General features: G+C 61.2%; 22 protein-coding genes. 12 read left to right on the top strand and 10 right to left on the bottom strand.

What is annotated here, in order from left to right; all coding sequences use genetic code 11:
• Positions 1 to 250 precede the first annotated feature (250 nt).
• Entirely contained in the window at positions 251 to 709 is a 459-nt protein-coding gene (locus VMA74_RS02690; RefSeq protein ID WP_325364553.1) for a hypothetical protein, read from the bottom strand.
• Between the two features lie 29 nt (positions 710 to 738).
• Here VMA74_RS02690 and VMA74_RS02685 point away from each other — a divergent pair, with 29 nt between their 5' ends.
• On the top strand, positions 739 to 1,851 hold the full coding sequence (locus VMA74_RS02685; RefSeq protein ID WP_325364551.1) for a phage Gp37/Gp68 family protein: 1,113 nt from the start codon (positions 739 to 741) through the stop codon (positions 1,849 to 1,851).
• Between the two features lie 17 nt (positions 1,852 to 1,868).
• Here VMA74_RS02685 and VMA74_RS02680 read toward each other — a convergent pair whose 3' ends face one another.
• A complete protein-coding gene (locus tag VMA74_RS02680) occupies positions 1,869 to 2,243 on the bottom strand; it encodes a DUF4160 domain-containing protein (RefSeq protein ID WP_325364549.1) in 375 nt (124 codons plus the stop codon).
• On the opposite strand from VMA74_RS02680, the gene VMA74_RS02675 reads away from it, so the two are divergent.
• The 4 genes from VMA74_RS02675 to VMA74_RS02660 are packed head-to-tail and all read left to right on the top strand — an operon-like array spanning position 2,242 to position 4,852.
• The gene (locus tag VMA74_RS02675; protein WP_325364547.1) at positions 2,242 to 3,072 is read left to right on the top strand and encodes a hypothetical protein; all 831 of its coding nucleotides are present in this window, start codon (positions 2,242 to 2,244) and stop codon (positions 3,070 to 3,072) included. The two genes, VMA74_RS02680 and VMA74_RS02675, sit on opposite strands and share 2 nt — an antisense overlap.
• Positions 3,065 to 3,595, top strand: coding sequence for a DUF1643 domain-containing protein (locus VMA74_RS02670; protein ID WP_325364545.1), 531 nt, complete (start codon positions 3,065 to 3,067; stop codon positions 3,593 to 3,595). The genes VMA74_RS02675 and VMA74_RS02670 overlap by 8 nt, the downstream gene beginning before the upstream one ends.
• Positions 3,592 to 3,822, top strand: a complete 231-nt coding sequence (locus tag VMA74_RS02665; protein WP_325364543.1) for a DUF4224 domain-containing protein — start codon at positions 3,592 to 3,594, stop codon at positions 3,820 to 3,822. Before VMA74_RS02670 ends, VMA74_RS02665 begins: the two co-directional genes overlap by 4 nt.
• 1 nt (position 3,823) lies before the next feature.
• Entirely contained in the window at positions 3,824 to 4,852 is a 1,029-nt protein-coding gene (locus VMA74_RS02660) for a site-specific integrase (RefSeq protein WP_325364541.1), read from the top strand.
• A gap of 351 nt (positions 4,853 to 5,203) precedes the next feature.
• Here VMA74_RS02660 and VMA74_RS02655 read toward each other — a convergent pair whose 3' ends face one another.
• Complete coding sequence (locus tag VMA74_RS02655) at positions 5,204 to 6,601, bottom strand: ATP-binding protein (RefSeq protein WP_325364539.1); 1,398 nt, start codon at positions 6,599 to 6,601, stop codon at positions 5,204 to 5,206.
• Positions 6,598 to 7,263, bottom strand: a complete 666-nt coding sequence (locus VMA74_RS02650) for a response regulator (RefSeq protein WP_325364537.1) — start codon at positions 7,261 to 7,263, stop codon at positions 6,598 to 6,600. Before VMA74_RS02650 ends, VMA74_RS02655 begins: the two co-directional genes overlap by 4 nt.
• 144 nt (positions 7,264 to 7,407) lie before the next feature.
• On the opposite strand from VMA74_RS02650, the gene VMA74_RS02645 reads away from it, so the two are divergent.
• Complete coding sequence (locus tag VMA74_RS02645) at positions 7,408 to 8,376, top strand: zinc-binding alcohol dehydrogenase family protein (RefSeq protein ID WP_325364535.1); 969 nt, start codon at positions 7,408 to 7,410, stop codon at positions 8,374 to 8,376.
• A 106-nt stretch (positions 8,377 to 8,482) separates the two neighbouring features.
• On the opposite strand, the gene VMA74_RS02640 is transcribed toward VMA74_RS02645, so the two are convergent.
• On the bottom strand, positions 8,483 to 8,785 hold the full coding sequence (locus tag VMA74_RS02640) for a 2-hydroxyacyl-CoA dehydratase (protein ID WP_325364534.1): 303 nt from the start codon (positions 8,783 to 8,785) through the stop codon (positions 8,483 to 8,485).
• A 416-nt stretch (positions 8,786 to 9,201) separates the two neighbouring features.
• Here VMA74_RS02640 and VMA74_RS02635 point away from each other — a divergent pair, with 416 nt between their 5' ends.
• Positions 9,202 to 10,845, top strand: coding sequence for an MASE1 domain-containing protein (locus tag VMA74_RS02635; protein WP_325364532.1), 1,644 nt, complete (start codon positions 9,202 to 9,204; stop codon positions 10,843 to 10,845).
• Between the two features lie 22 nt (positions 10,846 to 10,867).
• Here the strand turns inward: VMA74_RS02635 and VMA74_RS02630 are convergent, their stop codons facing one another.
• On the bottom strand, positions 10,868 to 11,353 hold the full coding sequence (locus VMA74_RS02630) for a hypothetical protein (RefSeq protein WP_325364530.1): 486 nt from the start codon (positions 11,351 to 11,353) through the stop codon (positions 10,868 to 10,870).
• A 369-nt stretch (positions 11,354 to 11,722) separates the two neighbouring features.
• Here VMA74_RS02630 and VMA74_RS02625 point away from each other — a divergent pair, with 369 nt between their 5' ends.
• The gene (locus VMA74_RS02625) at positions 11,723 to 12,133 is read left to right on the top strand and encodes an H-NS histone family protein (protein ID WP_325364528.1); all 411 of its coding nucleotides are present in this window, start codon (positions 11,723 to 11,725) and stop codon (positions 12,131 to 12,133) included.
• Positions 12,134 to 12,247: 114 nt separating this feature from the next.
• Here VMA74_RS02625 and VMA74_RS02620 read toward each other — a convergent pair whose 3' ends face one another.
• The gene (locus tag VMA74_RS02620) at positions 12,248 to 15,208 is read right to left on the bottom strand and encodes a TonB-dependent receptor (protein WP_414649545.1); all 2,961 of its coding nucleotides are present in this window, start codon (positions 15,206 to 15,208) and stop codon (positions 12,248 to 12,250) included.
• Positions 15,209 to 15,498: 290 nt separating this feature from the next.
• Between VMA74_RS02620 and VMA74_RS02615 the strand changes: the two genes are divergently transcribed.
• Together VMA74_RS02615 and VMA74_RS02610 are read left to right on the top strand one after the other, a co-directional pair.
• Entirely contained in the window at positions 15,499 to 16,644 is a 1,146-nt protein-coding gene (locus VMA74_RS02615) for a phosphatidylinositol-specific phospholipase C1-like protein (RefSeq protein WP_414649546.1), read from the top strand.
• Positions 16,641 to 17,867: a histidine-type phosphatase gene (locus VMA74_RS02610; RefSeq protein ID WP_325364526.1), complete on the top strand. Its 1,227-nt coding sequence runs from the start codon at positions 16,641 to 16,643 to the stop codon at positions 17,865 to 17,867. Before VMA74_RS02615 ends, VMA74_RS02610 begins: the two co-directional genes overlap by 4 nt.
• A 236-nt stretch (positions 17,868 to 18,103) precedes the next feature.
• Here VMA74_RS02610 and ilvD read toward each other — a convergent pair whose 3' ends face one another.
• From ilvD to VMA74_RS02595, 3 genes are all read right to left on the bottom strand, one after another.
• On the bottom strand, positions 18,104 to 19,942 hold the full coding sequence (gene ilvD, locus VMA74_RS02605) for a dihydroxy-acid dehydratase (RefSeq protein ID WP_325364524.1): 1,839 nt from the start codon (positions 19,940 to 19,942) through the stop codon (positions 18,104 to 18,106).
• Positions 19,943 to 20,113: 171 nt separating this feature from the next.
• Positions 20,114 to 20,713 carry a hypothetical protein gene (locus tag VMA74_RS02600; protein WP_325364522.1) on the bottom strand — a complete coding sequence of 200 codons (600 nt, stop codon included), beginning with the start codon at positions 20,711 to 20,713 and terminating at the stop codon, positions 20,114 to 20,116.
• Between the two features lie 113 nt (positions 20,714 to 20,826).
• Positions 20,827 to 21,270, bottom strand: coding sequence for a GNAT family N-acetyltransferase (locus VMA74_RS02595; RefSeq protein WP_325364520.1), 444 nt, complete (start codon positions 21,268 to 21,270; stop codon positions 20,827 to 20,829).
• Positions 21,271 to 21,567: 297 nt separating this feature from the next.
• Here VMA74_RS02595 and VMA74_RS02590 point away from each other — a divergent pair, with 297 nt between their 5' ends.
• The gene (locus tag VMA74_RS02590; protein ID WP_325364518.1) at positions 21,568 to 22,470 is read left to right on the top strand and encodes a hypothetical protein; all 903 of its coding nucleotides are present in this window, start codon (positions 21,568 to 21,570) and stop codon (positions 22,468 to 22,470) included.
• 209 nt (positions 22,471 to 22,679) lie between these two features.
• A partial coding sequence (locus tag VMA74_RS02585) for a TetR/AcrR family transcriptional regulator (RefSeq protein WP_325364516.1) occupies positions 22,680 to 23,069 on the top strand: 390 nt, incomplete at its 3' end.

Genomic DNA, 23,069 nt, shown 5'->3' with positions numbered 1-23,069 from the left:
TGTTCATGGCTGCGTTTGTCGAACTGACGGAGGAAGTATGAGCACCAAGATCCTTTTCGACCCAGCACGCATGCCTCATCGCGACGAAGATGGCTACGTCTGCCATCCCGATCTTGACGAGCGCTTCCAGCACGATGAGTGGGAGGAATATCTCGCGCGCAGCAAGTTTGAAGCGCACGGATTCGAGAATGTTCGTGCGTCAGATCGCGCGTGGGACTTGCTGATGGGCCGGTCTATCACACTGCCCACATCACCGCTTCCTTCGGCGCTGGTGCATCTCCTGAAACTGAGCAAGAGCATCCATCAGGCCTTGATCGGACTCCATGGCTGCAGGGTAGAGGCTGCGCACCGTGCCGCTGTCAGTGACCGAGCGCTGCCGTTCTTCACCCAGCGCCGTATCAGCGGCCTCAACGAACACGGCGTAGCGCGTGCTGCGGGCCAGCGCCTCATGGTATGCGGCGAATGCCTCCGCCAGCGGCGTCCCTTCCCTTACCGATTTCTGCGGGCTCTCCGAGGCGAACTCCTTGGTGTCGACGTGGCTGGCCAACACCAGCAGCAGGTGGGCGGTATCGAGCGCCAGCGCGGCCCGTTCTTCTGGCGTACGCGTCTGGCTTGGCCGCATCAACTCGCCAGCACGTTCCTGCGCCGCTTTGAACAGGGTTTGGCGAGATGCACCACGGTATGGGTTGGACTTCGATCGGGTGGCCATGGGGCCATTATCGCAAGAGGAGCAGTGTGATGGCTGATCGCAGCAAGATCGAATGGACCGATGCAACCTGGAACCCGCTGCGCGGATGCTCGCGCGTGTCCGAAGGTTGTCGCCATTGTTACGCGGAGAAGGTCGCCATGCGTTTCAGCGGCCCGGGTAAAGCATACGAAGGCCTTATCCATCGCAGTACCGGGGCGTGGAGCGGCAAAGTGCGGTTGATGCCCGAGAAGCTGCGCGAGCCGTGGGACTGGGTGAAGTCGAAGCGGATCTTCGTCAACAGCATGTCGGACCTGTTCCACGAGTCGGTGCCGTTCGAATTCATCGCCGCGGTGTTATGGATCATGTCGGTGACTACCCGCCACACCTACCAGGTGCTCACCAAGCGCCCAGCGCGCATGCTCGAGTTCTTCCAGTGGGTGAAGGATTACGACGAAGGTTTCTTTGAAGACGATCGCATCAGCGATGTCGGCAGGGAACAGCCCGGCGTTGTCGACCTCGAGTGGGAGCCTTCGAATGGTAGGCGCGGAGGCTATGACAACTGCGGCCCGGCATTCCCCTATGAAAATGTCTGGCTTGGCGTGAGCGTCGAAGACCAGAAGGCGGTTGACGAACGCATCCCGCTGTTGCTGCAGTGCCCGGCAGCTGTGCGATGGCTTTCCTGCGAGCCATTACTTGGACCGATCGACCTTACGCGGGTGCAGGCAATCCCGCATAACGCACCGTGGAATGCGTTGAGCCCGAATGGCTGCAGTCAGCATGCACCTGGCTATTGCCTTGGTGGATGCGAATGGCGATGGCTGCCCATTGATTGGGTTGTTGCTGGTGGAGAATCTGGCCCAGGCGCACGCCCCATGCATCCCGACTGGGCCCGCTCCCTGCGCGATCAGTGCGCCAGCGCTGGTGTGCCGTTTTTCTTCAAGCAGTGGGGTGAGTGGGCACCCGCTGACGACATCAATGCCTATGGGCATGCACGCCATGGCTATTGGGAAGACGATCCATCAGACGGTGGCGTCAGGCGCCACGATTGGAAAGATAACCAGTTTCCTTCGCTGTGCACCGAATCCTTTCGCGTCGGCAAGCGCGCTGCCGGTCGCCTGCTCGATGGCGTCGAACACAACGAATTTCCGGAGCAGCAGACATGACCAATGGGCGATTCGGTTCAATTCCCTTGGACGGCCGCTATAAGTTCTCTCGCGTCGTCACCGCTCTGGAGTTTCTCCCAAATCTTCAACAGATTTTCCTTATTTTCGGTAAGAAAATTGAGGATGACCTTTGTACGCCGGACATCAAGGGTGCCGGCCTGCAAAACTGCGGGATCAATAGAAAAGCTGGCGTTGTGGCTCCCTTTCCCAACATCAACGTGGATATGTGGCTTGTCATGTCCCCGCTCTTGGTACATTTTGACTTTTACATCCTGCAACTTCATAACCATAAGCCCTGCCGACACTTCACCGCTGCGTCTTGGTACGGCAAAACTGTCCGACACAGCCAAACGTCCCTGAAGTTTCTTCGCAAGCACTTCGAGGTCGCCCATGCGTGATCTCCCCATCCTGTTCTCTGCCCCCATGGTGAGGGCGATCCTGGAAGGCCGCAAGACGCAGACGCGGCGCGTGATGAAAGAACAGCCGTTCTCGGACGGGTATTTTCAAGGGGATGTCTGCCTTGACCAGAACGGGGTCTATGCACGCTTTAGCGTGGAGGCAGTCGGCGGTGGCGGTTATCGCTCCGAGGAATACTGGTGCCCTTATGGCGACCCGCGCGACCACGATCGCCTGTGGGTGCGAGAGGCGTGGCGAGTGCCTGATTCGCTGGACGCATCCTCGGGCTTTGATATCGCCGAGCAATGCATCAGCGCCGGCTACCGGAAGCCGTGGTGCCCCATTCGATACGAGGCCGACGGCGCCCTCAACAGCCACAAGGACTGGCGAGAATTCGGCGCGACTCCGGGGGAAGCAACGCCAGGCCGCTATCGACATGCCCGCTTCATGCCCCGCTGGGCCAGCCGCATCACGCTGGAAGTGACCGGTGTGCGCGTGGAGAGGCTGCAGGACATTTCCGCCGCAGACGCGATCGCGGAGGGAATTGATCGCGTGGAGAACAACTTTGGCAATAGGCCTGCCTTTTGCGACTACGGTATGGCCGATCTAAGCGATTCAGCCGAATGGTTCAACGACCCTACGCACAGCTTCCGGTCCCTTTGGGATTCGATTAACGGCGCCCGTGAGCCCAAGCACATTCGACGCCGGCGCGCGAAGGGAATGCCGGTAGATCGCCCACCCCCAACGCCAGGACCGAACAGCTGGGACGCCAACCCGTGGGTGTGGGTGATCGAGTTCAAGCGTATCGAGGTGCCACATGGCTGAACTCTTCCAGCGCGAAAGCGAGTGCGTGATCTCAGACTGCGGGCTTTATCGCTACTTGATCCGCGAGATATGGGATTTCAGAAAGCCGCGGGTCGGCTGGGTGCTGTACAACCCATCTACGGCAACTGCGGACGAAACCGATGCCACGAAAAGCCGGATTCGCAATTTCACGATTGCTTGGGGCTATGGCGGCTTCCTGCTGGCCAACCAGCATGCCGGCGGCAGGTCGCCGAACCCCGGCGACCTAAGCGGCATGGAAGACCCGACCGGGCCCGACTGCGATAAGTGGCTGGCACACCTCGAGCGGGAGGCCGATCTGATCGTCGTCGCGTGGGGCGATTTGCCGCAGACACCCGATCGCACCCGCCAGGTTGTCGACATCCTGCGTGCCGGCGGCAAGCCGCTCCATTGCTTGGGCACGAACGCCAGCGGCAGCCCCAAGCACCCCATCGCGCGCGGTCGCGCAAGTATTCCTCGCAGGCAACAGCCCGTCATATGGCAGCCAGCGGTGGAAGTAGCATGATCAACCGAAGTCAGGAAAGCTGCATGAGCCTTTGTCTATCCCGTGACGAAGTTGCCGAACTCACCCGCTCGCGGTTGAAACGCAAGCAACTGGATTTCTTGCGCAAGAACGGCATCCTGCATTACCTGGATGACCATGATTGGCCTGTGGTGCCGCGCGCCGCAGTGGAAGGGAAACGCCATATTGCAGAGCCGGTGAAGGCTTGGAAGTCGAACAAGGCTGCTTGATATGGGACGCCGGCCAAAGACCCCTGGAGCAATCCCGCACCTCCGGGTGCGCAAAAAGGGGAAAAAGACCTTCTATTACTACGACCATGGTGGCAAGCCTCGCAAAGAGGAGCCGCTCGGTAGCGACTATGGGCTAGCGATCAAGAAGTGGGCCGAAATCCAGCGCGCCGGCGCCGAGAAGCCGCAAGAGGTGATCACGTTCAGGTACGTGGCGGATCGCTACCGCGCCGAGGTCATCCCGACCAAAAGTCCGGGAACACAGAAGGTCAACCTGCGGGAACTGACCAAGCTCATCGAATTCTTCGACGATCCGCCGTGCCCGCTCGAAAAGATCGAGCCGAGCCAGGTAAAGGCGTTCCTGAAATGGCGTGGCAAGACCGGCAGGATCCGGGCCAACCGGGAAAAGGCACTTCTCTCCCACATCTGGAACTGGGCACGCGAGGAAGGATATACCGCCCTCCCCAACCCCTGCGCCGGCGTGAAGGGCTTCAAGGAAAGCGGCCGGGCTGACGTCTATATCGAAGACGATATATATGCGACCGTCTGGAACGCCGCCGAGCCACCTCTTCGCGACGCCATGGATCTGGCCTACCTGGCTGGACAGCGAGTCACGGACACGCTCAGGATGGACTTGCGAGATATCCGAGAAGGATACCTACACCTCAGGCAAGCGAAGACCGGGACAAAGCGCCGAATTGAGGTCGTTGGGGAGCTGGCCGAGCTGCTAGACCGGATTTCCGCTAGGAAGGCCACCCTGCGGGTCCATGCGACCAGGTTGATCGTGGGGGCGGACGGGCAAGCGTTGACGTATTCGGGGCTTCGCGGGGCCTTTGACCGGGCTCGCGAGGCCGCCGGCATCGCCAAGAAGGACTTTCAGCTGCGCGATCTGAGGGCGAAAGCGGCCACGGACAAGGCGGATTCGGAGCAGGACATCCGCGAGGCGCAGAAGCAACTTGGCCATTCCTCGGTCACCACCACGGAGCGGTATACCCGCAACCGACGCGGGGCGAAGGTGACCCCTACCCGCTAGAAGTTGGTCCGCAATTCCCCGCGACTATGGCTTTTGAAGCGTCTTCATGGGCCATAAATTTGGTGCTTTGCGGACCTAAAAACATGGTAAACCATTGAAATTATTACATCATCCCACGGACTTAAAATCTCTCGACCGAAAGGTTGTGCGGGTTCGAGTCCCGCTCCGGGCACCAGTGCACTCGCATCCTGCTTCGATATTCGAATGTCCTCGCACACCAGGGCATCTTGACCAGGTACGTGCAACGCCAATTCTCCGCTCGACATTTCAGCATCGCTTCGTCGACGCCGCAGCAGGCGATGTCACCGACAAAGTTTCGATATTCGCCACCACACGCTCGAAATGAACTGTCTACGCGAGCGACGTATCCGGAATCGCTACCCGCACACGCAGTCCCCTCCCTGACGGCGCATCAAGCAATTCAATCGTTGCATCGTGCAGTTGCGCCGCACGATGCACGATGGAAAGGCCCAGGCCATAGCCATCACCGCTATTGCCTTCCCGGTGAAAGCGCGCAAACACCGCGGCGCGCCGTTCCGGGGGAATACCGGGTCCGTTGTCGATCACTTCGATCGCGATAGCGCCTTTCGAACGGCGCATGGAGAGCTGCACTTGGCCGCCCATCGGCACATGGTGCATGGCATTCTCGATCAGATTGCGCAGCAAGGCGGCCAGCGCGGCTTCGTAACCATCGATCTTCAAGCTGTCGTCGTGTTCGGCGAACGCGAATTCCACACCACTCTCGCCAAGCAGCGGCGCGAGGTCGTCGATCACATTCATGGCCACCGTGATCAAGTCGACCGCGCCGCGCTGGCCGGCTGCAGCACCCGCTTCCAACCGCGCAAGCGCCAGCAATTGTTCGATGCGCCGCGCCAGGCGCGCCAGCCCGGACTGCGCGCTGGTCAGTGCTGCCTGCGCATCGGCAGGCAGCGCTGCGGCCATGGCGCCATCCAGATGGATCATGGTGGAGGCCAGCGGCGTACGCAGTTCGTGTGCTACGTCGGCGCTGAAGCGGCGCTCGCGTTCCAGCGCGTCCTCCAGGCGTTCCAATTGCGTGTTCAGCGCATCCACCACGGGCTGCAGTTCCTGCGGTGAGTTATCCAGGCGGATCGGCTGACGGCTCCCCGGTGAGCGCGACGTCAGCGCTTGCCGCAAGCGTTCGAGCGGACGCAAACCGCGCTTGACCGCCCAGCCCACCAGCAGCGCCAGCAGCGGCAGGCCGAAGAGTTGCGGCAGGCCAAGGTCCAGCTGCAAGGCATGCGTGATATCGCGCCGGCTGTCGTCGCGTTCGCCAACGCGGATCACCACGTTGTTGACGTCATCCACCAGGGTGAAGATGCGCCAACCGTAACCTTCGAAGAAACGGTTTTCGAAACCGGAAACCGGTGCAGGCGGCAACGGCAGTTGCGCCAGGTTGGCGGTGGTCAGGCGCATGCGGTTGTGCATGTCGAACACCTGATAGCCCACTTCGGTTTCGTAGGTGCGCGTGTGCAAGAGCTGCTCTTCTTCCTCGCGGCTCAGGATCGGCACCACCAAGGCGCCCTGCGCCGGCAGGCGCAACGCATCCAGGCCGGCGTGCCGGATCAATACATCCAGCGTCCGCGCCGATTGCGCCAGACGCCCATCCAGCAATTCGCGCGTTTCCTTCAACGTGCGGTGATAGCTGTACAAGCCAAGCGGCAACAGCGCGGCGACCAGCACGGCGATGATCATCCACAGCAGCCGCCCGCGCAGGCTCAGCCGCTTCACGTCGGGTCCCTTGGGATCATGTAGCCCACGCCACGAATGGTGCGGATGGCATCGAAACTCAGCTTGCGGCGCAAGGCATGAATCTGCACTTCCAAGGCACTGCTGCCTACTGCGTTATCCAGGCCGTAGAGGGAGTTTTCCAGATGCTCGCGGCGCACGATGCGGCCCGCGCGTTCCATCAAAATACGCAACAGGGAAAATTCGCGGCGCGTGAGTTCGACACGGCTGCCGCGATACTCCGCTTCGCAAGTACCGATATCCAGGCTGATCACACCCACGTCGATGCGATTGGCGGCCAGCCCTTGCGCACGGCGCGTCAGCGAGCGGATGCGTGCGCTCAACTCCTCCAGGTGAAACGGCTTGACCAGATAATCGTCTGCACCCGCGTCCAGGCCGCGCACACGCGCTTCCAGGCCGTCACGCGCCGTCATCACGATCACCGGCGTGTTCACTTGCGAACGCCGCGCTTCGGCCAGCACTTCCAGGCCGTCCTTGTTGGGCAGGCCAAGATCGAGCAGCACCAGGTCGGCCGTCTGGTCGCGCATGGCCGTCAGCGCCTCGCGTCCGTCGCGCAGCCAGGTCACGGCGTAGGACAGCCGCTCCAATGCCTGCCTGATGGCTTCGCCCAAGGGTAGGTCGTCTTCGACCACAATGATGTGCATGCTGCGGTTTACCTTCGTCCCACCTGGCGGGCGCTATTGTCCCTGTGGGTCATTTTGCGCAGATTAGCTTAGGACGGTCTTACCACCCGTCGCCATGCAAGACCGCTTGAGTTCCGCTCGCCCTCTGTCAGCCTGGAGATCCGCATGAAAGCCCTGCAATTCACCCGCCACGGCGCCCCCGATGTGCTGGAGTACGTCGATGTGCCCACGCCCGGCGCGGATGCCGGGAGTGCGCTGGTGCGCGTGTATGGCGCCTCGGTCAATCCCAGCGACGTCAAGAACGTAGCCGGCCATTTTGCGCAGACTACGCTACCGCGCATCCCTGGCCGTGATTTCAGTGGCGTGGTGGAGCAAGGGCCACCGGCGTGGCGCGGCGTGGAAGTGTGGGGCACCGGCGGCGATATCGGCTTTATTCGCGATGGCACGCATGCGCAATACATCCAGGTGCCGGTCACTGCCTTGGTGCGCAAACCCGCTGCGCTCGATCACGCGCAAGCCTCGGCCATTGGCGTGAATTTCGTGGTGGCTTGGCTGGGCGTGGTCGATTATGCGCAACTGCGCGAGGGCGAAACGATCGCCGTGATCGGTGCCGGTGGCGGGGTCGGCGGCGCAGTCGCGCAGATTGCCAAATCGCTGGGCTGCCGCATCATCGGCATCGACCGGCATCCGGTGGATGCCAGCTCGCCGGCCGGAAAACGTATCCACGCCTTCGTACCGTTCGACGAGCACGTCGTTGCCGCCGTGCGCAGCCTGGATGGCCTGGCCGATGGCGTGGACGTGGTGTTCGACAGCGTGGGCGGGGTGGCCTTCGAAACCGCGCTAGCCCTGGCCAGGCGCCGTGGCCGGGTGGTGGAAATCAGCGCCACCGGCCAGCGCCGGGTGGCCTTTGATCTGGTCGATTTCTACCACAACGAAATTCAGTTGCTTGGCGCCGACAGCGCCAAGCTGGGGGTCGTCGAATCGGCGCGCATGATGCAGGCCGTCGCGCGGGAATTCGACCACGGCAAGTTCGATCCGCCGGTGATCGCCCATCGCTATCGGCTGGCGCAAGGGCGAGAGGCTTATGAAGCTGTCGCGCAGGGCACGCCCGGGCGAGTCGTGATTGTGCCCTGATGGGGCAGGTTGTTACCGGGAGAGGCCACGCAGCGAGCAGCGCCGGGATGAAATCCCTGCATGCCGCACACCATGGGGTCTCGGAATGCGATGCCAGCCTGACCGGCTACGGCATCTCACTGCCCTTCGGCTTGCGCCCACGCCGCGGCTTGGCCTGGGCCTGCTGCACAATCAGGCTCTGCAGATAGGCAATCCCCTCTTCCTCCGGGAAAAAGGACACCACGTCCGCCAGGGTCAGGTTGTGGCGCGCTTTCAATGCAAGAAACTCTTCTTTCGCCTTCTCCATGGCGCTCAGGGCGGCCTGTTTGGCCGTCTCTTTCCTGCTTTTGGGCGAACGTTGCTCGATCTCCTTATCAAGGGCCGCAAGTTCTTCCTGGAAGCGGCGAAAAGCGTCTTTCGGGAGGGTCATAGGAACGAAGTGTGCGACAGGACTGGTGATTATCTCATACGCAAATGCGCCTTCCACCGCCCGTTCGCTTTTTCGCCCGCATCGTTCACCTACGGCGAATCGAAAGAGGCATCGGGCTGCCTGGGTAGCCGCGGCCCGTCGGCACGCTCGCGAGCCAGTGGTTGGGATGGCGCGAAAGCATGACGTAGCCCGGCTCCCTATTTCCTTCTTCACGTTTCCAAAAAAACGGCTGCGTATGATGACCCAAAGCGTCATGCTGCCGCGAAACATCAAGTCTGCGGCCTCTGGACCACATAGCGGCGCCCATGGCACGGTCTAAGCTTTACCTGTAGTGCACCATCGGATGTCACATCGCAACGGACGGTAGGGGCGCGCTTAATTCAAAGCTCAGGGGTGCACCGAAGATGAAATCCATCATGGAAAACAAGTGGCTGCGGCAGTTGGCTGTCTTTGTCGTCTATGGAACGCTCTACACCTTGTTCCGACGCAATTACGGCATCTGGCACATCCTGAGCGGCCTGCGGCTGAGCTGCCTGTTGCTGTTGCCCTATCGCTATTGGCCCACCCTTGCGCTGGCCGAACTCGGTCCTGGCATTTACTACGCTTCGCCAGCGGAAGCGCCATTCGGCCCGATATGGTGGATCGGCAATTCGATTCCCTCGGTTTTATATGCCATGCCCATTGTGGCCTGGTGTAAACGCAGTCTGGGACTGTTCCCTTCCAGGCATTTGATCAGGGCCAAAGCGCTCTTTATATGCGTTGCGCTATCGACCACTGTCTGGACAACCGTGACCGCACTCTTGCTGCTCGCCGTAACGCAGCCACCTGGTACCCAGAACCCGTACCATTTCCAGAGCATAGACGCCGTGCAGCTTTTCCTGGGGCACTACGCAGGGATTCTCACCGTTCTGCCTATCGCCCTGGCACTCAAGCTGCAACGACCGCAGACGTGGCGCGACCGTTTCGTCAACTGGATCAGCAATCCGCTGTTGCAGGAATCCTGCGTGCTGTTGCTGCCATCGATGGCGATACTTTATTGGCTCAACCTGCACGCTCCGGAGAACATCAGGCCGGTGATACGCATGACCATGCTGCTGCCTGCGGCATGGCTCACCATGAAACATGGCTGGCGAGCCGCCTCCGTCGGCACCACGGCTGCGATCATCTGCATGTTCCTGAGCACGGAACCGCTCCTTGGCGATGTAGACGTGATCGGGGCCCAGGCCTTCATTACGTTCTCGGTCACGTGCCTGCTGGCGCTAGGCGTTCGCGTCAGCATGCAAAACGCCGTGGAAGAGCAGGAACGCATCGATGCCAAAGCCGCCATCAAACTTGCGCAGCAAGGCTTGTACCTGTGCGAACTGCGCATGCGGCAAGCGTCGCAAACTCTCGAACAGGTTGCCGGCGGTCTGCAATTGACGCAAACGCGATTGCTCAATCGCTTCAAGCACATGATTCCCCCGATGGAAGGCCAAAGTTACTACAAGCAAATGGCCGCCACGCAAAACCAGGTCTATCAACTGGTGGAATCCATGCATCCCACCGCCTGGCGCGAACGCGGCCTGCCTGCCGCCTTGCGCGAAACCATCGGACGCGCGCTGGACGAGGCGAATGTCGCCTATCGCTTCGCATTGACAGGTCGAGGGCTGAGTCAGCTCTCGCCCAGCGTACACGCAGCCATTTATCGCCTGGCCTGCGAAGCCGTGGTGTATGTATTTGCACAACATGCCTGGTCCACCATCAACTTCTCGCTGCGCGGCGGCCTGACGCATGGCCAGCGCTGGGTCGTGCTACGTGTCGAAGGTCAAATCGATCACATAGAGCCCCCCCTGCCCTTGCAAAAGAAACAAGAGAGTCAACACCTGGCAGCAAAACTAGGCGCCAATAGCCTTAATGCGATCGCAATGCGCGACTATGCCCGTCTCTATAATGGCGAATTGCATACGTCTGCCGAACCAAACGCATTCCGCATGACCGTGCTATTGCACGACGCAGGCTACCGGATGCAGGAGCGCGGCACCGCCACTCCTGCATCCTTGCCGGAACTGTACATTCGTTGAGAAGGCAAGCAGATCAACTGCATCAATTGGGATTGCCGCAGCGACTGGGATCCGTGCAAATGGCAGGCGCGATAACCGGAGTAGTGATCACATTGATCTGCACCGCTCCCGTACTCGTCGGCGTAGCGGTAATACGCGTACTACTATCGCTATAAACCGTTTCCGTCACGCTCGCATTTCCCGACCCTGGCGATTGGGCAAAGCTGTGCTGCGTCGTGACATATTGCGCATCCGCACCTACCGGCAACACCAGCACCACATTGTCGGCGAGGGCCACTGCGGCGCGCACCGTGCCATTCAAATCGTTGACCTGGATATAACGAATGCCGTCGCGAACGAAAACATACACGTGGTAATGCGGGCTGACACTGACATCTGCCGCATTGGGCCACGACTGCCCGAGGCCGGTCACCGGCGCCTGCGCGAAGGCCGCAGTGGAAAGAAGCACCGTAAGCGCCATGGTTGCAACGCCAGTGCGCGAAGCAAAACCGAATGATTTGCGGAACATACATGATCCCCCTAGCTGTCTTGGAAGCACCGTCACCTGGCCGAATCTAACACCAGGCTGTGTATAAGGCGTGTAGTGCGCTAATGCCACGCCTTATCCAGCTTATAGGCGCAAAAAGCGCCCATAACGGAGACGCTGTTCTCCTTTTCAATAAGGTTTATCCGAAGCGCCATGACCTAAGGATGCGCTGACTTAATCCATCAGACCTCAGCAGCCTTAAATCGATGAAAATACTGGACGCCTCAGTGTGCTTACTTGTGAAAATCACCGAAGGCTTGCAGGCCATCTCGTTAAAAAGATTTGCAAAATCTGTTCATATTGACTAGTTTGATGCCCGGCATTCGCCCATAACCACTATAAGGACCAATCATGGCCATTGACCTGAAAACCCTTTCACCGAAAGAACTTCAATCGCTCATTGTCAACGCGGAAGCACAGATGCAGGAAGCTAAGTCCAGCCAGATCCAAAACATCCGCCAGAAAATCGATGCCCTGCTGAACAGCGCCGGGCTTACGTTGGCCGATGTCTATCCCACCCGCGGCGGTCGCGTTGGCGCCAAAGCCGGCAAGCGCACGGTGGCGCCGAAATACCGCAATCCTGAAGATCCTTCGCAAACCTGGACCGGACGCGGCAAGCGCCCGCTGTGGTTCGTGGCGGCACTGAAGAAGCGCGGCGTAACGGCGGAAAGCCTGCTGATCGATGGCGCTTCCGTCAAAAAGGCAGGGTCGGCGAAGAAAGCTGCAAGGAAGGCGACGCGCCGCAAGGTCAAGCATCGTTGATGCCGGTTTGGCCTCTCTCCTGCTTCCCTTGGAAGCAGGATGGGGTGAGAGGCCGGGCTGCCCAATAAGAAAACCAAAAAGGCGCGGGGTTTCCCGCGCCTTTATTGTTTTTCATCAGAAGGAATACTTCACCGTTACCAAGGTCGTCATGCCCGAGTCCACGATATCGGACAGCGCCAGGTTGTTCTTCCCGACGTGCGACCAATACGAGTAGTTCTTGGTCAGGTTGGAAATCGACAGATCCACCTGAAAGTTGTCGTAGAAAGCGTAACCGGCATGCAGGTCCACGCGAGTCATCGGGCGCACCCACAAATCATCCCAGGGCGCGCCTTGCCCCAGATAATCGTAGGTGGAGATATACGAACCGGCGTAGTGGTAACTCAGGTTCACCGAGAAGCCATTCTTTTCGTAGAACAGCTCGCCGTTGGCCATCAGGTCCGGCGCGTTCTGGATACGCTCGTTATGAAAACCCGCCATGCCCAGATCCACCGAGGTGTGCTGGCCGGTGAGGTTGAAACCCACGCCGAAACCATCCAGCGGCGCCGGCATATCCTGGAATTTCTGGCGCACCGCCGCCTCGATGCCATACACCCGGCCATCGCCGCCATTCATCGGCTTGATGTATTGAACCGAACCGCTATCGATGGTGCCGGCATTGACCGGATTGCTGCCCGCTTCATAGATGTAGTTGGACAGCTTCTTGTAAAAACCGGCCAGCATGGCGTGGCCACCATGCTGATTGCTCCACTCGCCAGACAAATCGATGTTGAGTGATTCGATTGGCTTCAGATCCGGATTGCCTTCGTTGATGGTGGTCAGGCCGTCGGCCGACACGTTCACCTGTGAACCGCCACCCAACTGCACGAAGGCCGGACGCGTATAGCTGGTCCAGATCGCGCCGCGGTACACCGCGCCGTCGCTCGGGCGGTAGTTCACGAACACGCTGGGCAGCGGCTCGTCGTAATGGGTGAAGTTCTTGGCAAAGTAGCCGGGCAGCTCGTTGCCGGAGGCGTCCTGCGGGGTCACCCAGAAATTGTTGCGGATGTCGGTGTGCTCAAAGCGCATACCGGGGATCACTTCCAGGTCGCCCCACTTGAACGTCGCCATCGCATAGGCCGAGCTCACCGCCTCATTGGCGCGCTGCGTGTTGCAATTCCAGTTGTTGATGTACAGGTTGCTGCAGGTGTCCAGATCGCCGGGCACCACGTTCGCCGCGATCAGCCGCTTCAGCGCCGCCTGGTTGATGGTTGGCACGTCGTAGCTGTAAACGCCCGGGAACACCGACGTGTAGTAGCCATCGATCAGCCCCAGCGAACCGAAGCTGCGCTCATCGGTGTATTTGCCCGTGGTCCAGTCGCGGTTGGTGAACTCGCGATGGCTGTCGATGTACTTCACGCCCATCTGCAGCGAGGTGAGTGCGCCGTCGTTGAAGTCGTAACGCGCATCAAACTTCGCGCCGCCTTTTTCCTGGCCGCTGTACGATTCGGTCAATTCGCCCGCGCGACGCGCATACAGGGTGGATACGCTGTTGAACTGCGCGGCCATGGCCGGCGTCAGCATCGGATACGGAAAGCCGTTCGCGCCATAGCTCATCAACGTGCTGGCGCCATAGGGGAAATTGGCGGAGGAATACTCGTCGTTGCGCGCCGAGATTTCCACGTGATCCGGCCGATCGTTATGGCCCCAGCTGTAGAAAAGATTGGGCGAGAAGGTCCAGCCGCCCACGTTCTTGTCAGCGCCCAGCTGCAAGGTGCCCAGGTCCGCCTTCTCCGGATTGGTTTCGTACCAGAAACGCGTGGCGATGCGCCCGATCATCGGCTGGTAGAGGCCGGTGCTGCCGATCGGCGCGTACGTCACGTTGGCCGGAATCAGCTGCAGGTAGGTGGTGTCCTGCTCGGTCTTGGCATAGGCATAGCTCATGCGCGCATAGGTCGTCAGCGTGTCGTCCACCTTCCAATCCAGCGCCACGTTGCCGCCATAGCGATGCGTGTAACCGGAGGAGGTGCCCATGTACATGCCGGTGCTTTCCAGGTTCCGCTGCGGATCGAAACCGGCCGCGTTGTTGCCCGATGCGGTGGTGCGCGCAAACTCCCACGTGCCATCGCCCAGCGCTGCCGTGGCTGCGGCAGCTTCGCTGTTCACATAGTTGCGGCTGTCGTAATACGCACTGGCGTAGATGCCGAACTGCTGCGCCGAGCCCAGCTTGGTCTGGAATTGGCCGGCCAGCCCGCCGCCCAGGCCGTTGTCGCCGTAATCACGTGCGCGGCTTTCTACGCGACCGCTGGCGGTGATGCTGCCGCTGGTCGGCGCACTGAAATCGAAGGCAGTCGGCGTGCGGAAATCGATCGTGCCGCCGATGGCATCGCCATCCATGTCGGCGGTAGACGTTTTGTTGAGCACGATGGTCTGCAAGCCGGACGGCGGCAGCAGGCTGAGCTGCACGCCGCGGCTATACGCCATGCCCTGCGCCACGTCCACGCCATTGATCAGGTTGACGTTGTACTCGGCGTTCAAGCCACGCACCGAGGTGAACATGCCTTCGCCGCGCGAGGCGCCGTCGATGCCGCCGAAATACGACTGCCCCGTGTTGAACACATTAACGCCGGGCAGCAGGCCCAGCGCTTCGGCCACGTTATGCACGGCGGTGTATTTCAGGTCGTCCGCCGACAGCACGTTCACCGTGTTGGTGGCATCCATCTGCAACTGGCTGGCGTCGTAGCGATTCGCCGCCACCGTGATCTTGGTCAGCGAGGTGGCAGTGTTGAAAACCGCCGTCACCGTGCCCTGCTGTGGCACATCCACCGTTGCGGTCAGGCTACGCGACGCACCGGCTGCAACGGACAACGTGTAATGGCCGGCAGGCAGATCCTTCAATACAAAATGGCCAGCCGCATCGGTTTGCACGCTCTGACCGGTCGCGGCAATGGCGATGGTTGCGCCGGCCAGCGGCTTGCCCGTGGCCGGATCGGCAAGCAAGCCCGTCACATCGCCGGCCTGCACGGTCGGCACCAGCAGCAGGCCGCCCATGGCGGCAAGAATCGAACACGCCAACAAACGCTTCTTTGTACGGAACATCGCAACGCACTCCAAGTGAGAACCTCGACCGCTTGCCGCCAGAGCAGCAAGCGAAAGTCGGCCAAGCTAGGGAGCGCGCATGAAAATTCGATGGCAGTGGCATGAAGCATTGCGCACGACACGATGCTCATCACCATTCGTGTGCTTTTATTTAGACGTCTAAATGACAAGTCGACGCATTCATGGACGTGTCATGTCGGTGCAAGCTGCATGCATCAAAAAACCGCTATATAGATCGATTGAAACACGTGTACAGTCTCCATGGACCATGCATGTCCCAAAATGACACCATGCGCTTCAGGGTACCGCGTCATACCGCTATCGCTCATCACGCAGCGCATCTGCTTGCCGCGATGCTCGCCTGCTGTTCGACACTGGCGATCGCCATGCAAAGCGCGCCCTTGCGCTTGAACCAAGTGCAGTACATCGGCAGCCACAACAGCTATCACGCCGGGCTTGGCGCCAGCGAAGCGATAATCTGGCAGCGTTTGGATCCAGCTACCTTGGCCATGCTCGATTACGCGCATCCTTCCTTGACCAAGCAGCTCGATGACGGTGTGCGCCAACTCGAACTGGACGTCTATGGCGACGCCAAGGGCGGCCGTTACGCGCATCCGGCGATCGACGAGCTGGTACGCCAAGCCGGGCTGCCGCCGGATCCGCCATTGGCCGATCCGGCCGTGATGCAGCGCCCCGGCTTCAAGGTCATGCATATCCAGGATATGGACCAGCGCAGCAACTGCCAGCCGTTCAAGGCGTGCCTGGCTGAAATCCGTGCCTGGTCGCGCGCGCATCCCATGCACCTGCCGATCTTCATCCTGGTGGAAACCGTGCTGTCACCGGCGCGCAAGCCGTATCCCGTGGTCGAGCCGGAGCCGTTCGACCGCAAGGCGCTGGATGCGCTGGATGCGGAAGTTCGCGCGGTATTTCCGCACGGCGCATACCTGAGCCCCGACGACGTGCGTGGCCGCTTCGCCACGCTCAACGCCGCCATTCGCCAACAAGGCTGGCCTACGCTGCAACGCGCGCGCGGCAAGGTGATTTTTCTGCTCGATCAACGCTGGGTGGGACCGGCGTATCTGCAGGGGCACCCTTCGCTGCGCGGCCGTGTCTTTTTTACTAACGCCGCGCCAGGCACCAAGGATGCCGCCTTCACCGAACGCAACGACGGCGATGCAGCGAGCATCGCAAGCCTGGTAAGGCAAGGCTATCTGGTACGCACACGCACCGATGCCGACCTCAAGGAGGCCGCGCACAACGACACCACGCGCCGCGATGCGATGCTGGCCAGCGGCGCGCAATTGTTGAGCACCGATTATCCGGATGGCGAGCCGGCTGCAACGGGATATGTGGTGAGCTTTCCCGCACACTTGCATGCACGCTGCGATCCTTTGTTTACGCACGTACGCTGCACCTCTGCGGAGCTTTCGCCTTGATCGCAAAACCCTTTCCACGTCTGGCGTCCGTGCTGCTCGCGCTATGCGTGCTGGCGGCCCCGGCGTACGCCAACGGCAACCTGCAACTGGAACGCGTCATCCTGCTGTATCGCCATGGCGTGCGCACGCCGCTTCCCGGTGAAATCCAGCTCGACGAGGTCACCGGCAAAGCTTGGCCTACGTGGGCACAACCACCCAGCGAACTCACGCCGCACGGCGCCGCGGGCGCCCGCCTGATGGGGCGATACGATCGGCAGCGCCTGGCAGCCGCCGGCTTGTTTGCCGCGCAGGGTTGCCCTGTTTCCAGCCAGGTCTGGTTCTGGGCCAACACCGATCAACGCACCATCGCCAGTGCGCAAGCCTTGGCGAAAGGCTTCGCGCCTGGCTGCAAAATCGATGTCGGCCATCTGCCTCAAGGCGGCGACGATCCGCTGTTCCATCCCATCGAAGCCGGCGCTACCGACTGGCATGCGCCGCAAGCGGTGGCTTCGATTGAGGCCAGTACCGGCGGCCCGGATGTGTTGATGGCCGCGCATCGCGATGCGCTTGCCAGCATGGCCAAGGTGATGGGTTGCGGTTCGCCACGCGATCCGGCGTGGTGCGCCACCGATCAGTGGCAGGGCGAGCTCGGGCTTTCACCGGATGGCAAACAGATGCAGCTTACCGGCCCGATCGCCAAAACCTCCGGTACCGCCGAAGCGATCCTGATGGCTTATGCGGAAGGACGTCCGATGCAGGACGTCGGCTGGGGACGTATCGGCGCCGCACAGTTGGAGCAGCTCTCGCAACTGCACGCCTTGCTGTTCGGTATCTACGCGCGCCCCGATTACATGGCCGAATGCGTTGCTTCGGTGATGCGCCAGAAAATCATCCACCTGCTGCAAGACGAACACGCACCGCGCCTGAGCGTGCTGGTCGGCAGCGACAACAACATCGTTGCCCTGGCCTCCCTGCTTGGGCTGCATTTCAAGCTGCCGGGCTATGCCGAGGACGACCCGCCGATCGGTGGCGCGATGGGCATCGAACTCTGGCGCAATCGTGCCGATGGCCAGCGCTACGTACGGGTGTTCTATCAGGCGCAAAGCCTGGCGCAGTTGCGGTCGTTGCAGCCGCTGGGCGAACGGGCACAGCCGGCTACGCTTACGTTGCGGCTGCCGGGCTGCGTACCCGATAGCCAAGGGCGTTGTCCGCTGCAGGTACTGCTTTCGCGTTTGCGCCGGTGATGCTCGTCTAACAGCGTGACAAGCTGACAAGCCTTGATACTCGCCACGATGCGCTCCCTCCCCTGCAGTAGGGGAGGGGACGGTTTGTCGTGATGATCCAGGCTCCGCTTCGCTTGAGTGCAATTCCCTCAAGCCCACCCCGTAGGTTGGGGTGAGCTTATGCGAACCCACGCAAGCTTTCCCGCGAGATTCGCCCCTCACCCCCAAACCCTCTCCCCAAACTAACTCGGGCAACCTCAGCCTTCCAGCATCGCCTTGTTGCGCACCGCGCCCTTGTCGGCGCTGGTGGCAAGCAACGCATACGCCTTGAGCGCCGTGCTTACCTTGCGTGCACGCGTTTCGGCGGGCTTCCAGCCTTTGGCATCCTGTTCGGCGCGGCGCGCAGCGAGTTCGGCGTCACTGATCAGCAGGTCGATGCTGCGGTTCGGAATGTCGATGCGGATGCGATCGCCTTCGCGGATCAAGCCGATGGCGCCGCCGGCAGCGGCTTCGGGAGAAACATGGCCGATCGAGAGCCCCGAGGTGCCGCCGGAAAAACGGCCATCGGTCAGCAAGGCGCATTGCTTGCCCAGACCCTTGGATTTCAGGTACGAGGTCGGATAAAGCATCTCTTGCATGCCCGGACCGCCGCGCGGACCTTCGTAGCGGATCACCACCACATCACCGGCCTTCACCTCATTGCCGAGAATGCCCTTGACCGCGGCGTCCTGGCTTTCGAACACCTTCGCGTTGCCTTCGAACACCAGGATGGAGGCATCCACGCCCGCGGTCTTCACCACGCAGCCGTCCTCGGCAATGTTGCCGTGGAGCACGGCCAGCCCACCTTCCTTCGAATACGCATGCGCGTAGTTGCGGATGCAACCTTCGGTGCGATCAAGATCCAGGCTGTCCCAACGCGTGGCCTGGCTGAAGGCGACCTGGGTGGGAATGCCGGCGGGACCGGCCTTGTAGAAGGTGTGGATGGCCTCGTCCTGCGTTTGCGTGACGTCGTACTTGGCCAGTGCGTCGCCCATCGTCGGGCTATGCACGGTGGCCACGTCGGTATGCAGCAGGCCGGCGCGGGCCAGTTCGCCCAGGATGGCGACGATGCCACCGGCACGGTGCACGTCTTCGATGTGGTACTTCGGCGTATTGGGCGCGACCTTGCACAGCTGCGGCACCTTGCGCGACAGCGCGTCGATCTCGTGCATGTCGAAATCCAGCTCGGCTTCCTGTGCCGCCGCCAGCAGGTGCAGGATGGTGTTGGTGGAGCCGCCCATGGCGATGTCCAGCGTCATCGCATTCTGGAACGCCTTGAAGCTCGCAATGCTGCGCGGGAGCACGCGCTCGTCGTTGTCGTGGTAGTAGCGGCGGCACAGTTCGACGATCAGGCGGCCGGCTTCCCGAAACAGCCCCTCGCGATCGGCATGCGTAGCCACCACGGTGCCGTTGCCGGGCAGCGACAGGCCCAGCGCCTCGGTCAGGCAGTTCATCGAGTTGGCGGTGAACATGCCCGAACAGGAACCGCAGGTGGGGCACGCGCTGCGTTCGATTTCCAGCACCTGCTCGTCGGTCGCCTTGTCGTCGGCGGCAATCACCATGGCGTCGATCAAGTCGAGCTTGTGCTCGGCCAGCCGGGTTTTGCCGGCCTCCATCGGGCCGCCCGAGACGAACACCACCGGAATGTTCAGGCGCAACGCAGCCATCAGCATGCCGGGCGTGATCTTGTCGCAGTTGGAGATGCACACCAGCGCATCGGCGCAGTGCGCGTTGACCATGTACTCCACCGAATCGGCGATGATTTCGCGGCTGGGCAAGGAATAGAGCATGCCGTCGTGCCCCATCGCGATGCCATCGTCCACCGCAATGGTGTCGAATTCCTTGGCCACGCCGCCGGCTTTTTCGATCTCGCGCGCCACCAGTTGGCCAAGGTCCTTCAGGTGCACGTGGCCCGGCACGAATTGGGTGAAGGAGTTGGCCACCGCGATGATGGGTTTCTTGAAGTCCTCGTTCTTCATGCCGGTGGCACGCCACAGTGCGCGGGCGCCGGCCATGTTGCGGCCGAAGGTGGAGGTTTTCGAGCGATAGTCGGGCATGGTGGTTCCAGGGGGCGGACAATGAGCGCGAGCCGGGGCAGCTCTGCGCAGATGAATCGGAGCCCCGATTCTAGGCATGCTTCGGTGCGAGATTAAAGCCGCTGACCGCTTATGCCGTGGCGTCGTAAGCCGAAGGGGACGGTTGCCGCCCGCTTGGGTGCGCCCTGCCCCTCACGGCGCCACGATCTCGGCATCTTCGACATACACCAGCTCGCATGCGCCATCGCCGGTATCCTCGCGCGTCATCGAGGTATGCCAGTACCAACCGTTCGGCCGCCTGGCGTCGACGAGAAAACCTTCCAGATGCACGAGCTGCCCAGGGCGCACTCGCTCCAGCGCACGGCGGACCGCGGCGTCGGCAGGAATCATGTGCATATTGGCGCTGGAAGTTTCGATTTCCCGGCGCGGAATCGGAAACTGGTCGACATGCCAGTAGTAGAAGCGGTTGGACTGGCTGATGGTGATCTTTGCCAACACGGCACTGTCGGACATGCGGCCCCAACCTAGCGCGAGATCTTCCGGGGCGAGGAAAGCGCCGGCGTCGAAACGATAGTCTTCCCGCGACAGCACCCGGGCAGTCAGCGTGAAGCGTGCGCGCGTCGTGAGTGTGGTATCGCCCCGCTGGAGCTGCGCGCCATGGTCGATATCGATCTGCAGCGGCGCATCCGGTGCAAGCATGCCCGGCGGCGGCACCACGGGCCGCCGCTGCCACCAGTGCAGTGCGCCCCAACCGGCCAGCAACAACAGCACGACAAGAATCCAACGCGGCATGGCTTTTCGGTACCTGCTTGGCAAGTTGCTGGAATGAAATCGTACGCTGGGATGAAATCCCGGCATCGCCATGTATTGCCATGCTGGGATTCCATCCCAGCCTACGCAACTGCTTACACATCCCGCCTGAAAGCACGCTCATTGGGATACCACCCGACGTGATGATAGTGGCGCACTTGCGGTGCAGCCTGCATGACCTCGGATGCTTCATCCACAGGCACTTCGCACCAGCCAAGCGTCTCGAAAAAACGACCCGTGTCCTTGCTGAACAAATAGATCCGCTTAATGGAACGAGCCTGCGTCTCGGCAATTGCCGCTTCGACCAGCCGCCTTGCCACCCCACGGCCGCGATATTCATGATGCACGGACACGCTGCGCAGCAGGGCCGCCGCGTCACCCCATTCCAATCCACAAAAACCGACCGGACCGGCGCCGTTCCGCGCGACCCAATACGCAGCGCCGGGTGAAAAAATGTCATGCGTGGATAAACCGCATGCACGCAAAAGCATATGGACTTCGTCTTCATCCGCCTGAACGGCACGCGCGATCTCTATCATGTGTCCTCTGTCCGTTGCGCTGAAGGTGCGATGGCCTCATCCGCACGACAAGCTTCGCTGCCCGATGCGTTCCCTACAAGGCGGAAATATAGCTCGCGCCGGTCATCTTGATGGCGCTGCGAGTTGTTCTCTCACCCATCTTTGATCAGCCATCCCAACATCGTGGTACCCATACTGCCACGGAGAGGCAGCCTCAAATTCGAAGCCCCCTTCGATTACCCATCCCCGATTATCATCCAGGCTTGCTATGCTGGCCCCGCACGGCGCGGGGGCGCCGCTTATCAGGGAAGTGACATCATGGCTACACGGTCCAGGGGATTCTTGGCGGGTTTTGGCTGGCTGAAGCGTGGCATCGGCGTGGGCATCCGCCACCCGAAGCCCGCCTTGGGCGGCGCTGCACTCTTGATGCTGGCAGTGCTCGGCTCAACGCTCATTACACTGCCCATGCAATTTTATGAGTTGCATTCGGGCACACCACCATCGATGGCCGCCTTCGGCGGGATCATGCTGGTATCGGTGCTGATCGGGCTACTTGTGCTGCCGCTCTACGCGGGCTACCTGCAAATGATCGCTGCGGCAGAAACCGGGCTGTCCGCCCGTGCCGGCGACATCATCAAGCCCTACCGGGAAGGCAAAGTACTGCGCCTGATCGGCTACGGCATAGTCATGCTGTTGGTTTACGTCGCCTTGTTTGCCGCGGTCATCGCATTGACGGGGGGCGGCATCGCCCATTGGTACATGCAAGTGCTGACTGCGCAGCTCAATCACCAACTGCCACCAACCACATTGCCCGACGGCTTCGGGATCACGATGTTGCTGATCTTCGTGTTCGGCATCTTCATGATGGGCTTCTACTCGATCGGCCTTGGCCAAGTGACTCTTCACGACCGTGGCGTGTTCGGCGCCGTCGGCGACGGTGTGATCGGCGCGCTGAAGAACCTGCTGCCGCTGCTCATGCTTGCCGTGTGCCTCGTTCTCACCTGGATCGCCGCCTCCATCTGCATTGGGATAGTGGCCCTGGTGATCGTCATGGTTGGGAAACTGATTAGCCAATGGCTGGTGCTCGCGTTGATCACTCCGCTCTATATCGCTGTCTTGCTTGTGGTGTTCGCGGCGATGTTCGGGGTGATGTATCACCTATGGCGTGATGTATGCGGCGACGACATCGCCATGAGTGGTGCCGAAGCCATCGCCGCGTGATGCGGACAAGTCATGGCGTGATCCCTCGTAGGTTGGCGGTAAGTCCCGGACTTGATCCGGGGCAGACCCCAACATCGCCATCTGCATGGCAACGTTGGGGTTCGCATACGCTCACCCTCCACCTACGGGCTTATTCAGGCTTGCCTTGAACTCGGCGCATTGCAGCTCCGACTTGCATTTCGCGCCAGAGGACATATGATGATCATCATATGAAACGCCGCCCCGCCCGCTCCAAGGAAGCCACCCACGAACGCATCGTCGAAACCGCCGCGCGCGCGATCCGCCGCAGTGGCTATGACGGCGCCAGTGTGGCCGAGATCATGAAGGAAGCCGGCCTCACGCATGGCGGCTTCTATGCGCACTTCCCGTCGCGCGAGGCGATGCTTGCCGAGGCAGCGGATCGCGCCGGCGCCGAGGCGGTCGCCGTGTCGACGCGGGTGGCCACCAACGCGCCGCCCGAGCAGGCATTGCAGTGGCTGGTGCGCGCCTATCTGTCGAAGGAACACTGCGAACACCCGGAAATGGGCTGCCCCGTAGCTGCTCTCGGTTCGGAAATGCCGCGCCAGGTGCCGGAAGTGCGGCGTGCCGCCACCCGCCGC

It is taken from the genome of Dyella sp., assembly GCF_035508675.1.
GTDB lineage: Bacteria > Pseudomonadota > Gammaproteobacteria > Xanthomonadales > Rhodanobacteraceae > Dyella_B.
Note: the sequence above shows the minus strand (reverse complement) of the source record. Positions and strands in the feature narration are given on the sequence as shown.

Bases quoted from the DNA above. Each gene is read 5' to 3' on its own strand.
- VMA74_RS02690 (WP_325364553.1), bottom strand. From the start codon at position 709: ATGGCCACCCGATCGAAGTCCAACCCATACCGTGGTGCATCTCGCCAA.
- VMA74_RS02685 (WP_325364551.1), top strand. From the start codon at position 739: ATGGCTGATCGCAGCAAGATCGAATGGACCGATGCAACCTGGAACCCG.
- VMA74_RS02675 (WP_325364547.1), top strand. From the start codon at position 2,242: ATGCGTGATCTCCCCATCCTGTTCTCTGCCCCCATGGTGAGGGCGATC.
- VMA74_RS02680 (WP_325364549.1), bottom strand. From the start codon at position 2,243: ATGGGCGACCTCGAAGTGCTTGCGAAGAAACTTCAGGGACGTTTGGCT.
- VMA74_RS02670 (WP_325364545.1), top strand. From the start codon at position 3,065: ATGGCTGAACTCTTCCAGCGCGAAAGCGAGTGCGTGATCTCAGACTGC.
- VMA74_RS02665 (WP_325364543.1), top strand. From the start codon at position 3,592: ATGATCAACCGAAGTCAGGAAAGCTGCATGAGCCTTTGTCTATCCCGT.
- VMA74_RS02660 (WP_325364541.1), top strand. From the start codon at position 3,824: ATGGGACGCCGGCCAAAGACCCCTGGAGCAATCCCGCACCTCCGGGTG.
- VMA74_RS02650 (WP_325364537.1), bottom strand. From the start codon at position 7,263: ATGCACATCATTGTGGTCGAAGACGACCTACCCTTGGGCGAAGCCATC.
- VMA74_RS02645 (WP_325364535.1), top strand. From the start codon at position 7,408: ATGAAAGCCCTGCAATTCACCCGCCACGGCGCCCCCGATGTGCTGGAG.
- VMA74_RS02640 (WP_325364534.1), bottom strand. From the start codon at position 8,785: ATGACCCTCCCGAAAGACGCTTTTCGCCGCTTCCAGGAAGAACTTGCG.
- VMA74_RS02635 (WP_325364532.1), top strand. From the start codon at position 9,202: ATGGAAAACAAGTGGCTGCGGCAGTTGGCTGTCTTTGTCGTCTATGGA.
- VMA74_RS02630 (WP_325364530.1), bottom strand. From the start codon at position 11,353: ATGTTCCGCAAATCATTCGGTTTTGCTTCGCGCACTGGCGTTGCAACC.
- VMA74_RS02625 (WP_325364528.1), top strand. From the start codon at position 11,723: ATGGCCATTGACCTGAAAACCCTTTCACCGAAAGAACTTCAATCGCTC.
- VMA74_RS02620 (WP_414649545.1), bottom strand. From the start codon at position 15,208: ATGTTCCGTACAAAGAAGCGTTTGTTGGCGTGTTCGATTCTTGCCGCC.
- VMA74_RS02615 (WP_414649546.1), top strand. From the start codon at position 15,499: ATGCGCTTCAGGGTACCGCGTCATACCGCTATCGCTCATCACGCAGCG.
- ilvD (WP_325364524.1), bottom strand. From the start codon at position 19,942: ATGCCCGACTATCGCTCGAAAACCTCCACCTTCGGCCGCAACATGGCC.
- VMA74_RS02600 (WP_325364522.1), bottom strand. From the start codon at position 20,713: ATGCCGCGTTGGATTCTTGTCGTGCTGTTGTTGCTGGCCGGTTGGGGC.
- VMA74_RS02595 (WP_325364520.1), bottom strand. From the start codon at position 21,270: ATGATAGAGATCGCGCGTGCCGTTCAGGCGGATGAAGACGAAGTCCAT.
- VMA74_RS02590 (WP_325364518.1), top strand. From the start codon at position 21,568: ATGGCTACACGGTCCAGGGGATTCTTGGCGGGTTTTGGCTGGCTGAAG.